This window comes from Corynebacterium sp. (genome assembly GCF_022712275.1).
GTDB lineage: Bacteria > Actinomycetota > Actinomycetes > Mycobacteriales > Mycobacteriaceae > Corynebacterium.
Map to the genome: position 1 here is coordinate 29,378 of NZ_JALAGU010000051.1, position 13,072 is coordinate 42,449.

The window sequence follows — 13,072 nt, forward strand, 5'->3', positions numbered from 1 at the left end:
TAGGAATGCGCCGGACACGCTACCATGAGACCCCATGAGCCCCACGAGCAATGAACGCGAGATCCTCACCTACGAACTCTTCGGCGACGCCATCAAGGAACTGGCCCAGGAGATCGTCGACGACTACAAGCCCGACCTGATCCTCTCCATCGCCCGCGGCGGCCTGCTCATCGGCGGTGCCCTCGGTTACGCGATGGGCGTGAAGAACGTCTCCGTGATCAACGTGGAGTTCTACACCGGTATCGGTGAGACTCTCGAAGCTCCGGTGATGCTCCCGCCGACGCCGGAGGCTGTCGACCTGTCGGGCATGAAGGTCCTCATCGCCGACGATGTCGCCGATTCCGGCAAGACCCTCGAGCTCGTCCAGCAGTACTGCGCGGAGACCGTCGTCGAATCGCGCACCGCGGTGATCTACCACAAGTCCCGGTCGATCATCACCCCGGACTACGCGTGGAAGAAGACCGACCAGTGGATCGACTTCCCCTGGTCCGACTTCCCGGTGATCACCCCGACCGGTGCGGCCACCGGACCGGACGCCAGCTAGCGCGTCGCGTCCGCCTCCCCGGCGTTCAGCGACGTCTCCAGCTCGGCGGACAGCGCGACGAGGCGTTCCTCGCTGTTGTCCGGCCCGACAAGCTGCACGGACAACGGAAGACCGTCGCTGCCTACGCCCGTGGGGACGGACGCGGCGGGAAATCCGGTGACGTTCCACATCGCGGTGTAGGCCACCGGCCCACCGGCGGCGAGCAGGGTCCGTACCGCTCCCATGCCTGCGATGGCGTCCGCGGCTCCGGGACGGTCGGGCACCGTGGGGGTGAGCAGGACATCCACGTCTCCCCAGACGTGATCCAGGGCGCGCGCGATCGTCCGGCCCTTCTTCTCCGCCCACCGGTGGACCGGGCGGCGGACCCAGGCACCCGTCCGGACGACGGTGCGGGTGCGGCGTTCCAGACGTTCCGGGTGCTCGACCCCGTCCTTCTCCGTGCGGATACCGGCGAAGAACTGGGGGATGAAGGACGCCGTGGGGTCCGGGTAGTGCGGGTCATACTCTGTGACGGCGTGTCCGGCCGAGTGCAGCAGATCAGCGGCATGGTGGACCGCCGCCGCATGCTCGGGGTGGAGCTTCCCGGTCTTCGCCGGCGGGGTGAGGCACACGCCGATGCGTAGCCGTGGTGCCGCAGCCGCTCCGTCGACCGCATCGACCAGTGACGCGACAGGTTCGGCACGGTAGGCGTCCCCGTCGACGTTCCCGCTGACCAGGTCGTAAACCAGGGCGCTGTCCCGCACGGACCGGGTAAGTGGGCCGGTGGTGCCGAGTGCGTGCCACAGGTGCGGGTTGGGGGATGCCGAAACCCTGCCGCGCTGAGGTTTGAGGCCGAACAGGCCGCAGTTCGCCGCCGGGATGCGGATCGATCCACCACCGTCGCCGCCGAGGGCGACGGGGACGAACCCGGCGGCGACGGCAGCTGCCGAGCCGCCCGACGAACCGCCGGGCGTCCTGGACTGATCGTGCGGATTGCGCGTGACTCCGTATCCACTGGTCTGCGTGTAGGGCCAGGCTCCGAACTCGGGCATGCGGGTGACACCGATGATGACCGCCCCGGCGTCCCGCAGCTTCTGCACGACAAGGGCATCCGCGGTCGCCGGGGTGGAGTTCGCCCGGGTACCGAAGGTGGTCACCACACCCATGACATCGATCTCGGCTTTCACAGCCACCGGAATGCCGTGCAGTGGGCCGCGCTGGGCCGGGGTGAGTCCGTCGAGCGCACGGGCAGTGTCCAACGCCTCCTCCGCCAGGACGGCAGAGAAGGCGTTGAGGTCCCGGTCGTACCGGGCGATGCGTGTCAGGGCCGCCCGCACACCGACCTCTGCCCCACCTGGCACCCCGGATCCGCGATCCGGGTCATCGGTGAGGGCGGCGACGTGGTCGCGCCAGTCGTGTGCGTCAAAGGTGTGCCAGGGAATCTCCGGGGTACTCATCCCCTGAGGCTAGCGGCAATGCCTGCTCAGCGCCGGAGGACGCGGACCTGCACCCCGAGTGCTTCGCCGACCCGCTTGCCGGAGTGGATGCAGCCGCCGAGGAAGGTCCCCTCCAGGGCGTTCCGGCCGTGCATGCCGCCACCACCGAAACCGGCGACCTCACCGGCGGCGTAGAGCCCGGGCAGCACCGATCCGTCGGCGTTCAGGCAACGTCCCGACAGGTCGGTCTCGATCCCGCCGAGAGTCTTGCGGGTGAGGACGCGCAGCCGCACGGCGATCAACGGTCCGTGCTTCTCGTCGAGCAGCCGGTGCGGGGAGGCCGCGCGGACGATCTTGTCGCCGAGGAACTTCCGCGCGGTGCTGATGTAGTTGACCTGGGCGTCCTTGCTGAACTTGTTGTCGATCTGACTGTCACGGTCCTCGACCTGGCGACGCAGGTGGTCGACGTCGATCACCGGGGCATCCGGGTTCTCGGCGAAGGCCAGCTCATTCATACCGGTGACGAGAGCGTCGAGGTCGTTGGCGATGACCCAGTCCTCGCCGTGGTCCATGAAGTTCTGGACGGCGACGTGCATTCCCGGTCCCACCTTGCCGAGGAGCTTGCGGAACTCCTTGTCCGTGAGGTCGGGGTTCTGCTCTGAGCCGGAGAAGATGAACTCCTTGCCGGCGATGGACTTGTCCAGGACGAACCAGCTGTAGCCGTGACCGGTGCGTCCGATGTGCGCCAGGGCCGCGAGGTTGTCGGAACCGGGGAAGAGATTGGTCGGCAGGCGGTCACCGGCGGCGTCGAACCAGAGCGAGCTCGGGCCGGGGATGATCCGGATGCCGTGGTTGGGCCAGATCGGGTCCCAGTTCTTCATGCCCTCGGTGTAGTGCCACATCCGGTCGGTGTTGACGGTGGATGCACCCGCCTTCTCGGAGATACCGATCATCCGTCCGTCCACGTGTGCCGGGACGCCGGTGACCAGACCCTCCGGGCACTCGCCCCAGCGGTCAGACGGCCAGGACTTCCTGACCAGGTCGAGGTTGCCGCCGATACCGCCGGAGGTGACGACGACCGCAGCACCCCGGATGGCGAAGGTGTCGACGACCTCACGGGAGGATTCGATGCCGCGAGCGAGATCGTCACAGGGCTCGAGAATGCTGCCCTTGACGCCGACGACGCGTCGGATGCCGTTGGTGTCCCCCTCGACGGTGAGCTCGTCGACGCGGTGACGGAAGGCGAAAGTCACCCGACCCGCCTTCTCCGCCTCGAGCAGCGGTTCCCGGAAGACCCGGACGACCTCGGGACCGGTACCCCAGGTGAGGTGGAACCGGGGCACAGAGTTTCCGTGGCCGGAGGCGTCACCGCTGCCGCGCTCGGCCCAACCGACGGTGGGCAGCACATTGAGGCCCAGACCTTTGAGGTAGTCGCGCTTCTGGGTGGCGGCGAAGTGAACGTAGGCACGACCCCACTCGCGGGCCCAGTGATCGTTTCCGCCGGGGTCGGTGTCCTCGTAGTCGGCGGAGTTCTCCCAGTCCCGCCAGGCGAGATCTTCGGAATCCTTCACACCCATGAGCCGCTGTTCGGGGCTTCCGACATAGAACAGTCCGCCGAGGGACCAGAAAGCCTGTCCCCCGAGGTTGTTCCGGTTCTCCTGGTCCAGCACCAGGACTTTGAGCCCTGCCTTCTGTGCCTCATAGGCGGCGACCATGCCGGCGAGTCCACAGCCGACGACGATGACATCAGTTTTCTCTCCCATGGCGAACTATCCTATGGGTCACCTGCACACCCTGCAGCAAGTTAACTTTATTCACCCGAATTCAGTTTCAATCTCATACTTTAAGAACTTGACGCTCACATTGTGGGAGGGTATCTTCCCATCCATTGGCTCTGGCGTCCCACAGTGTGGGAGACCGCCGGAGCGTACCTGACCCCCGAAGAGAAGCGCCGCGAAGAATGACCGATACCCTCCAGCAGACCCCACCGCCTGAACCCTCGACCGGCGGGACCACCGACCAGCCCCGGACGAACGGCAACACCCGCGGGCGGGTGATCATCGCGTCCACCATCGGCACGACCATCGAGTTCTACGATTTCTATGCCTACGCCACGGCCGCCGTCGTCGTCTTCCCCGACCTGTTCTTCCCCAAGAACGAGAACTCCACCGTCGGACTGCTCGCCTCCCTGGCGACCTTCGGCCTGGCATTCGTCGCCCGCCCGCTCGGCTCGATCCTCTTCGGACACTTCGGCGACCGCATCGGACGCAAAGCCACACTCATCGGCGCGCTGCTCACCATGGGTATCGCCACCTTCATCATCGGCTGCCTGCCGACCTACGACCAGATCGGCCTGTGGGCCCCGGCTCTGCTGGCCCTGCTCCGCTTCTGCCAGGGCATCGGCCTCGGCGGCGAGTGGTCCGGCGCTGCCCTTCTCGCCACCGAGAACGCGGAGAAGGGCAAGCGCGCCCGCGCCGCCATGTGGCCCCAGCTCGGAGCACCCTTCGGATTCCTGCTGGCCAACGGCCTGTTCCTGCTGCTCGTCACGATCATGAACCACACCGACGGCGATATCGAGGGCGACTTCCTCTCCTGGGGCTGGCGCGTGCCCTTCCTCTGCTCCGCAGTGATGGTGGCCATCGGTCTGTGGGTCCGCTTCAAGCTCGACGAGACCCCGGTCTTCCAGGAGACCCTCGACAAGGGCGAAGACGTCAAGGTCCCGACCAAGGAGGTCTTCCGCATCGCCTGGAAGGAAGTCATCCTCGGCACCTTCGTCATGGTCTCCACCTACACCCTCTTCTACATCGTGACCACCTGGTTCCTGTCCTTCGGTATCGGCGACAAGGACGAGGGCAAGGGGCTGGGCATCGAGTACGAGCACTTCCTGGTCATCCAGCTCATCGCCGCCCTGTTCTTCGTGATCGGTATCCCGATCGCCGGCTACCTGGCGGACACCATCGGCCGGAAGAAGTTCCTGACCATCGCCTCGTGCTTCATCCTGGTCTACTGCTGCGCCTTCCAGCTCTTCCTCGACCCGGACACCGCCACCGAACTCACCGCCGGCGTCTACCTCTCCCTCGGCATGCTGTTCATGGGACTGGTCTTCGGCCCGATGTCCGCTGTCCTCCCGGAGATGTTCCCCACCAACGTGCGCTACACCGGCTCCGGTATCGCCTACAACTTCGCGTCCATCCTCGGTGCCGCCATCGCACCGTTCATCGCCGTAGCCTTGGCCACCAGCTACGGCCCCTGGGCCGTGGGCGTCTACCTCGGCGTGGTCACCCTGATCTCCCTCGTCGCCATCCGTCTCATGCGGGAGACCAAGGACATCGACCTCTACAGCGTCTGATCCTGATGTCTGATCCTGATGTCTGATCCTGATGTCTGATCCGGACATCAGATCCCGTCAGCTGACCCCTCGTCACTTATCGGGCCCCGGAAGCCCGGTTTCCGGGGCCGGTGGCCTACTCTGGGTGACGTTTCATTTCGCCGGGGCGGTCGACCAGCCGCTACCCAGGGCGTCCCCTCCCCTGACAAAGCGAGGCCATCGCTGCATGTTCGACGTTGACAACCTGCTGAGTTCCTTCGGGCTCGCAGGAATCCTGATCATCATCTTCATGGAGACCGGAATTCTCATCGGGTTCATCTTCCCCGGTGACACACTTCTGTTCACCGCCGGGATCATGGCAGCGTCAGACAACCCCTTCGCCCCGCTGTGGGCGTTGTGCCTCTGCATCCCGGTGGCCGCCGCCATCGGCGACCAGGTCGGATACACACTGGGACGCAAATACGGCAGGGCCGCGCTGGAATCCCGCGTCCTCAACTGGATCGGTCCGGACGCCGTGACGAAGACCGAGGGATTCTTCGACCGCTACGGTCCCCTCACCGTGTTCATCGCCCGGTTCATCGCCGTCGTCCGCACCCTCGCCCCGCTCGTCGCCGGCATCGCGAAGATGCCCCGCGCGATTTTCACCTTCTGGTCGGTGCTCGGCTGTTTCGCCTGGGGAGCCGGCATCACCGCGCTGGGCTATCTGCTCGGCGGAATCCCCTTCGTCCGCGACTACCTGGACCTGATCATCATCGTGGGCGTCGGCGCGGTACTTCTCCCCGTCGCAGTGAAGGTCATCCGGATGCAGCTCCACGCCCGCCGCGAGCGCCGGGAGATGTCCGGACGGCTCACCGCCGACGGCGGTGCCGGAGACACCGTCACCGACGCAGAGGATCAGTGACGGCGGAGAATCAGCTGGACACAGTCCAGCGCATCGGCGTCCACCAAGGCCTCATGCAGCGCCAGCTGGTACTCCCACAGCCGGCGGTACACCGGGTCAAAGCCTGCGGCGGCCGCCTGCCGCTCGCGTGAGGTGAACACCGCCCGCCACAGGCCCAGAGTCAGGGCCAGGTGCGACCCGGTATGGATCTCACGGAGGAGTTCCAGACCGGCCTTGTTGGCCTGAGCGGTCATCCGTGCCGTCGTCGGGTACCTCAGGGCCGGCCATACATAGGCACGCATGACATCCAGACTATGCGCCACCACGTCGTCCGCCAGATCAGACCCTTCGGCGTGGACGACCGACTGGATCACCGCGATGCCGTCGCGCGCCAGCATCCGCTCCACCGCGCCGAAGAACTGCCCGAGACCGTCGTCCCCGAGGGTCTCGGCACGCTCCACGCTGAACACCGCGTCATAGGTGCCCGACCACTGCCGCGGTGACGGCACCATGCCACGGACCGTCTCGACGCGCACCGCACCACCGACACCGGCGGCATGGGCGCGCGCCCGGACGACGTCAGCGTGATCGGGATCGGAGGTCAGTACATCGACGCGGGCACCGCGGCGCGCCGCGATGACCGCCAACGCCCCGCCACTGCTCGGCAGTTCCAGCACCCGGTCGCCGGGGCCGGTGCGTGCCATGTCGAGCATCCGGTTGATCCGGTGGACCTGCGCATCGTCGAGGTCGGCCCGCTCCACCAGCGACGGGGCGTCCATCCAGCTCTCCACGACGGGGGTGACCCGGCCGAACTGGGTGACGTCATGCGTCGAGGAGGTCCGCGTTCCCGAGGCGAACAGGGCCGAGCCGGTCGCCCGGGTCTCCCCCGTGTACAGCTCCACCAGAGCGTCCGGGAGTTCCCCGGTCCCCACCTCGCCGAAATCCCGACGCCTGCGCCGCGAGATCAGGGCGCCGAGCCCGCTTTCCAGCGGCTGCGACAGCAGGACGCGCAGAACCTCCGGCAGCGGATCGGCGATCCACTCACCGGCCATGTAACCCTCCGCCAGGCCGAGCCAGCCGTCCGCCACGATCCGGTCCAGGACGAGACCGTCCCGGACGACGAACCGCGGACGTGCACCCGGGGTGAGGGCTATGCCGTTGTCCCGGGTCAGTTGTTCGAGACGTTCCCTCAACCGCACGGCGCGCGAACCGAGAAGCGTAGCCTCCGGGCGCCGGACCAGATCCGGCCACCGCTCGGGGTCGATGAAACCCTCGGACACCGGCATCTCCTTCCAGATTCTCTCGCCAGATTCTCTCGCCAGATTCTCCCGATGCCGGCGCCCGGACACTGACCGGGGGCACCGACGGGGTGGCCCTCGCCTGCTGCAGGGGTATTTTCAGTCACCCCTGCCCGGGCCGGACATTCACAAACGGACATCTCGCCCAGGAACGGGCGCCGGAGGCATACCCACGCTCTGAACAACTGGGAATAAACCACTACACTAGCCGTATAACAACCGACGTCGCCGCCAGGCCGGTCGGGTTGACGGAAGAAACCGCCACCGGCCGCCTGCACAAGTCTGCGGCCGATCACAACATGCACGGTTCTTTCCGGCTACCCCACACAGGTGGCCGGCAGGCCCGTAGAGCGAGGAGACAGTTTCCATGGCATCCACCCCGACCCGCCCTGCCGGCGGTCGTCATCACGTCGTCATCGTCGGAGCCGGTTTCGGCGGACTGTTCGCAGCGAAGCGTCTCGCAGACGCCGATGTCGACGTGACCATCATCGACCGCACCAACCACCACCTCTTCCAGCCTCTGCTGTACCAGGTGGCGACCGGCGTGCTGTCATCCGGTGAGATCGCTCCGACCATCCGTCAGATCCTGCGCAAGCAGAAGAACACCCGGGTGGTCAAGGCCGAGGTCCGCGACATCGACGTCCCCTCCAAGGTCATCACCGCCGACCTGGGTGGCCGCGAGGTCGTCCTGCAGTACGACTCGCTCATCCTCGCCGCCGGTGCGGGACAGTCCTACTTCGGCAACGACCACTTCGCCGAGTTCGCCCCGGGTATGAAGAGCATCGACGACGCCCTGGAGATCCGCGCCCGGATCACCGGCGCCTTCGAGCGTGCCGAGATCACCGACGACCCGGAGGAGAAGAAGCGTCTCCTGACCTTCGTCATCGTCGGTGCCGGCCCGACCGGCGTCGAGCTCGCCGGCCAGGTGGCCGAGATGGCCCACCGCACCCTGAACAACGAGTTCCGGGACATCGACACCAACAGCGCCCGGATCATCCTCGTCGACGGTTCCCCGCAGGTCCTGCCGCCCTTCGGCAAGAACCTGGGCAAGAAGGCCCAGAAGCGCCTGGAGAAGCTCGGCGTCGAGGTCATCGCGAACTCCCTGGTCACCAATGTCGACCAGCACGGCGTCACCTGGAAGGACATGAAGACCGAGGAGGAGACCACCGTCGGCTCCTACTGCAAGATCTGGTCCGCCGGTGTTGCCGCCAGCCCGCTGGGCAAGATGGTCACCGACCAGATCGACGGGGTGGACGCCGACCGCGCCGGCCGCGTCCCGGTCGGTGGCGACCTCGCCATCGAGGGTCACAAGGACATCTTCGTCATCGGTGACATGATGAGCTACAACCGCCTGCCCGGCCTGGCCCAGGTCGCCATCCAGGGTGGCGAGCACGTCGCCGACATCATCCGCGGCGAGGTCGAGGGCTCCAACGCCCGTCCGGAATTCAAGTACCACGACAAGGGCACCATGGCCATCGTGTCCCGTTTCTACGCTGTCGTGAAGATCGGCGACCGCGAGATCACCGGTGTGCTGGGCTGGTTCATGTGGCTCGCCGTCCACCTCATGTTCCTCGTGGGCTTCCGCAACCGTTTCGTCTCCGCCTACAGCTGGGGCCTGAACTCCCTGTCCCCGAACCGCTGGCACCTCGTGGCAACCCGCCAGCAGCTGCACGGCCGCAACACGCTGCACCGTCTGCGTGAGCTCGAGGACGAGAAGGGCGTCCGCTCCGTCATGGTCCGCGACAACCTGAAGGTCGGCGAGGGCCGGGACACCAAGCCCACCATCGACTAGTTCCACCGGTCCACGACGGACCGTGACTACATCCGGTACCCGGGACCCGACCGGGTGGCCCACACATGTGGGTCACCCGGTCGGGTCATTTCGGCATGTCTGCGGGCTCCGGGTACCCTGGGATCCACAGACACGGGGTGCGTCACCGACGGCGCTGAGAACACACCCGTCGAACCTGCTCTAGTTCGGACTAGCGAAGGGAATGTCAGATGGTTTCTGCATGCGTCGACCGTCTCCGGGACACCGTGCCACTGGTGCAGTGCCTGACCAACACGGTCGTCACCCAGTTCACCGCCAATGTCCTCCTCGCCGCCGGGGCGTCTCCCGCGATGGTGGACACCCCGGAGGAGGCCGCCGACTTCGCCCGCGTCGCCTCCGGCGTCCTCGTCAATCTGGGGACGCCGACCGCCGCCGGATACACCGCCATGCGCGAGGCCGTCCGAGGCGCCGGTGAGGCCGGCACCCCCTGGGTCCTCGACCCGGTGGCCTGTGGTGGTGCCGCGGCCCGTACCGCCTTCGCAGGCGATATCGTCCGGCACCACCCTGCCGCGGTCCGCGGCAACCCCTCCGAGATCCGGGCGCTCGCCGGGCGCATCACCGGGGACGCTGAACTGTCCACTGGTGGGCGCGGCGTGGATTCCACCGACGAGGTCGGGTCCGCCGCCGAGGCCGCGGCCGCGGTGTCTGAAGCGACCGGGGCAGTTGTGGCGGTCTCCGGTCCGTGCGACCTCATCGTCAGCATCCGACCCGACGGCACTGCCCGGACCACCTGGCTGAACTCGGGTGATCCGTTGATGCAGCGGGTCGTGGGCACCGGGTGCGCGCTCGGGGCCTTGACTGCGGCCTACCTCGGTGCCGAGGTCTCGGGTGCCGCCCCTGACCTGCACGCTGCGGTCGTCGCCGCCCACGCCCATGCCGGCGCCGCCGGAACGGTCGCGGCACAGGAGGCGTCCGCCCCGGGCAGTTTCGCGGTCGCCTGGTTGGACCGGCTGTACTCGCTGTCCGCCACCGACATCGCCGGGACGGTGAGCATCGGTGGGTGACTGGTCGCTCTACCTGGTCACCGATCCGAAGCTCGGCGGAGGGGCGGAACAGGTGCCCGACATCGTCAACGCCGCGGTACGCGGTGGGGTGAGCGTGGTGCAGCTGCGGGACAAGGACGCCTCCGACGAGGTCTTCGCCCGACGTGCCGCACAGTTGAAGGACACCGTCGCCGACCGGGTACCACTGTTCGTCAACGACCGGGTGGAGACAGCCGTCGGGCTGGGGCTCCACCTGCACATCGGCCAGGACGACATGCCGTACCGCACCGCGCGCGAACTGCTGCCGTCGGGCTGCATGATCGGACTGTCGGTGGAGACCCCGGCCCACCTCGATGCAGTCGCCCGTGACATCGCCGACGGGATCCGCCCGCCCGATGTGCTGGGCATCGGGCCGGTGGAACAGACCTCCACCAAACCCGACGCCGCCGCGCCACTGGGCGTGACCGGTGTCAGGACGCTGGCCGCCCGGGCCCGTGTCCTCGGAATCCCCACCGTGGCCATCGGCCACGTCAGTACCCGCAACGGTGCCGCCCTGCTGCGCGCCGGAGTGGACGGTCTGTGCACCGTCTCCGCCGTCATGGCCGCCGTCGACCCCCGGGCCGCCGCGCAGGATCTGCGCGCCCTCATCGATGACACACTCACCCGTCAGGAGATCAAGTGACCATCCCCCGCGTCCTGTCCATCGCCGGTACCGACCCGACCGGCGGCGCCGGAATCCAGGCGGACATCAAGGCGATCTGTGAGGCCGGTGGCTTCGCCATGACCGTGGTGACCGCGCTGGTCGCCCAGAACACCCACGGCGTCCGGGAGATCCACACCCCGGACACCGGATTCCTCACTGCCCAGCTCGACGCCGTCTTCGACGACGTCACCGTGGACGCGGTGAAGATCGGTATGCTCGGCACCGCGGACATCACCAGGACAGTCACCGACTACCTGCTCAAGCACCGGGTGCCGGTACTCGTCGTCGATCCGGTGATGGTGGCGACCAGCGGGGACCGGCTGCTCACGCCGGATGCGGAGGCCGCGCTGACCGACCTGTGCCGGCTGGCCGACGCCATCACCCCGAACCTCGCCGAGCTCGCGGTCCTGGCCGGCACCTCCCGCGCCACCACACTCGACGAGGCCCTGGAGCAGGGACGTCGACTCGCCGCCGGCCTCGACACCACCGTGATCGTCAAGGGTGGGCACCTGTCCGGGGCGTCCGCAGACAACTCGGTCGTCACCCCGGACGGTGTTGTCCACACTGTGCCGGTGGCCCGGGTGGCCACGACCAACACCCACGGCACCGGCTGCTCCCTGTCCTCCGCACTGACCACCCGGCTCGCGGCCGGCGACTCCACCCCGGACGCCCTCACCTGGGCCACCGGATGGCTTACCGAAGCCATCCGGTATGCCGATGACCTGCACGTCGGCTCCGGCAACGGACCGGTCGACCACACCCACCGATCCCGCCGACTGACGGCGGCCGCCGACACCACGCCGTGGGAGCTCACCGCCTCGGTGCCTGCGACCCTGGATTCCCCCGGGCAGCTGGCCGATATCGGCGACACCGGCACCCCCGCCGGGATTCCCTCCGCGCAGATCCCTGCGGCAGGCCCCTGGACCCGCGCCCTGTGGGCGGCCTCGGTGCCGCTGTACCGGGACATCCTTGACCTGCCCTTCATCACGGACCTCGGCGCCGGCACCCTGGACCGCGGAGATTTCTCCTTCTACCTGGCACAGGACGCCGTCTACCTTTCCCTCTACTCCCCTGCCCTGGCCTCCCTGGCAGCGTCCGCCCCCGACCAGGCATCCGCCCTGTTCTGGGTGAAGGGGGCGGCCGAATGCCTCGAGGAAGAGGCCGAACTGCACCGCACCTGGCTCGGCGGCGCCGACGCCGTGGATCCGTCGCACGTCACCGCGTCCTACACCTCGCACCTCATGCGCTGCGTGCAGACCCGTGACCATGTCATCGGCGCGGCAGCGGTCCTGCCCTGTTACTGGCTCTACGCGGAGGTCGGGTTGGCACTCGCGGAGCGGTCGCCGGCGGACAACCCCTTCGCCGTGTGGGTGGACGCCTACTCCGGCGACGAATTCACCGGGAGCGTCAACCAGGCCATCGGTCTGGTCGAGCAGGCCTTCGCCGAAGCGACCCCGTCCCAGCGTGCCGAGGCCGCCCGGGCGTACCTCGACGCCTCCCGGTGGGAGGTCGAGTTCTTCGACCAGGCGTCCCGCCGGGCCTGACGGAGACGACCGGGCAGGCTACGCCGGGGAGACGACCGTCCGCAGTTCGGTGGTCGCCAGGAGCTTGCCGGTCCCGGCATTGACGTGGTCGATCCGCCAGAGCTGACTGGTCCGTCCGGTGTGGACCGGATGCGCCGTCGACCGGATGACGTCACCTGGCATCGAGGGGCGCAGGAAGTTCGTCGAGTTGGTCACACCCATGACGTTGCCCTTGCCGGCGGCCGCGATGAATCCGGCGAAAGATCCGGCGGACTCCCCCAGGCTGGCGTAGACACCGCCGTTGGTCACTCCCCAGGGCTGGACGTGGTCACGGGTGACGGTCAGTTCGACGACGAGCTCCGGCGCGAAAGACACGTACTTCACGCCGAGTGTGGCGTCGAGACCGAGGACGCCGCCCTCGAAGATGTCGGCCAGTTCGGTGGACTCTTCACCGGTGATGTCTCCGGTCGCCACCTTCTCCAGCAGTTCCTTCATCCTGGTAAGGACCGCGTCCTTCTTCGCCCGGTACGCAGCCTTCTGCTCCTCGGTGTACTCCGCCATCGTGTG

11 protein-coding genes and 1 riboswitch are annotated in these 13,072 nt (G+C 67.6%); of the genes, 7 read left to right on the top strand and 4 right to left on the bottom strand.

All coding sequences use genetic code 11. From position 1 onward, the window contains the following. Positions 1 to 34: 34 nt before the first annotated feature. The gene (locus Q0A27_RS12300; RefSeq protein ID WP_291475887.1) at positions 35 to 544 is read left to right on the top strand and encodes a phosphoribosyltransferase; all 510 of its coding nucleotides are present in this window, start codon (positions 35 to 37) and stop codon (positions 542 to 544) included. On the opposite strand, the gene Q0A27_RS12305 is transcribed toward Q0A27_RS12300, so the two are convergent. Continuing rightward, the gene (locus Q0A27_RS12305) at positions 541 to 1,980 is read right to left on the bottom strand and encodes an amidase family protein (protein WP_291475888.1); all 1,440 of its coding nucleotides are present in this window, start codon (positions 1,978 to 1,980) and stop codon (positions 541 to 543) included. The two genes, Q0A27_RS12300 and Q0A27_RS12305, sit on opposite strands and share 4 nt — an antisense overlap. Positions 1,981 to 2,006: 26 nt before the next feature. Then, positions 2,007 to 3,722, bottom strand: a complete 1,716-nt coding sequence (locus tag Q0A27_RS12310; protein WP_291475890.1) for an FAD-binding dehydrogenase — start codon at positions 3,720 to 3,722, stop codon at positions 2,007 to 2,009. A gap of 197 nt (positions 3,723 to 3,919) precedes the next feature. On the opposite strand from Q0A27_RS12310, the gene Q0A27_RS12315 reads away from it, so the two are divergent. Together Q0A27_RS12315 and Q0A27_RS12320 are read left to right on the top strand one after the other, a co-directional pair. Then, positions 3,920 to 5,308, top strand: a complete 1,389-nt coding sequence (locus Q0A27_RS12315) for an MFS transporter (protein WP_291475892.1) — start codon at positions 3,920 to 3,922, stop codon at positions 5,306 to 5,308. A 205-nt stretch (positions 5,309 to 5,513) separates the two neighbouring features. Continuing rightward, a complete protein-coding gene (locus Q0A27_RS12320; protein WP_291475894.1) occupies positions 5,514 to 6,188 on the top strand; it encodes a DedA family protein in 675 nt (224 codons plus the stop codon). Here the strand turns inward: Q0A27_RS12320 and Q0A27_RS12325 are convergent. Next, the gene (locus Q0A27_RS12325) at positions 6,182 to 7,447 is read right to left on the bottom strand and encodes a class I SAM-dependent methyltransferase (protein WP_291475896.1); all 1,266 of its coding nucleotides are present in this window, start codon (positions 7,445 to 7,447) and stop codon (positions 6,182 to 6,184) included. The two genes, Q0A27_RS12320 and Q0A27_RS12325, sit on opposite strands and share 7 nt — an antisense overlap. Before the next feature lie 385 nt (positions 7,448 to 7,832). Between Q0A27_RS12325 and Q0A27_RS12330 the strand changes: the two genes are divergently transcribed. The 4 genes from Q0A27_RS12330 (at position 7,833) to Q0A27_RS12345 (ending at position 12,526) form a co-directional block, all read left to right on the top strand. Then, positions 7,833 to 9,257, top strand: coding sequence for an NAD(P)/FAD-dependent oxidoreductase (locus Q0A27_RS12330; protein WP_291475898.1), 1,425 nt, complete (start codon positions 7,833 to 7,835; stop codon positions 9,255 to 9,257). A gap of 123 nt (positions 9,258 to 9,380) precedes the next feature. Next, positions 9,381 to 9,477, top strand: a riboswitch (TPP riboswitch). After that, the gene (gene thiM / locus Q0A27_RS12335) at positions 9,467 to 10,300 is read left to right on the top strand and encodes a hydroxyethylthiazole kinase (protein WP_291475901.1); all 834 of its coding nucleotides are present in this window, start codon (positions 9,467 to 9,469) and stop codon (positions 10,298 to 10,300) included. Its footprint overlaps the riboswitch before it by 11 nt. After that, on the top strand, positions 10,293 to 10,961 hold the full coding sequence (gene thiE / locus Q0A27_RS12340; RefSeq protein WP_291475902.1) for a thiamine phosphate synthase: 669 nt from the start codon (positions 10,293 to 10,295) through the stop codon (positions 10,959 to 10,961). Before thiM ends, thiE begins: the two co-directional genes overlap by 8 nt. Continuing rightward, positions 10,958 to 12,526 (top strand): bifunctional hydroxymethylpyrimidine kinase/phosphomethylpyrimidine kinase, encoded by a 1,569-nt coding sequence (locus Q0A27_RS12345; protein ID WP_291475904.1) that lies wholly within the window; start codon positions 10,958 to 10,960, stop codon positions 12,524 to 12,526. The genes thiE and Q0A27_RS12345 overlap by 4 nt, the downstream gene beginning before the upstream one ends. Before the next feature lie 18 nt (positions 12,527 to 12,544). On the opposite strand, the gene Q0A27_RS12350 is transcribed toward Q0A27_RS12345, so the two are convergent. Further along, positions 12,545 to 13,066, bottom strand: coding sequence for a PaaI family thioesterase (locus Q0A27_RS12350; RefSeq protein WP_291475906.1), 522 nt, complete (start codon positions 13,064 to 13,066; stop codon positions 12,545 to 12,547). Between the last annotated feature and the right edge of the window lie 6 nt (positions 13,067 to 13,072).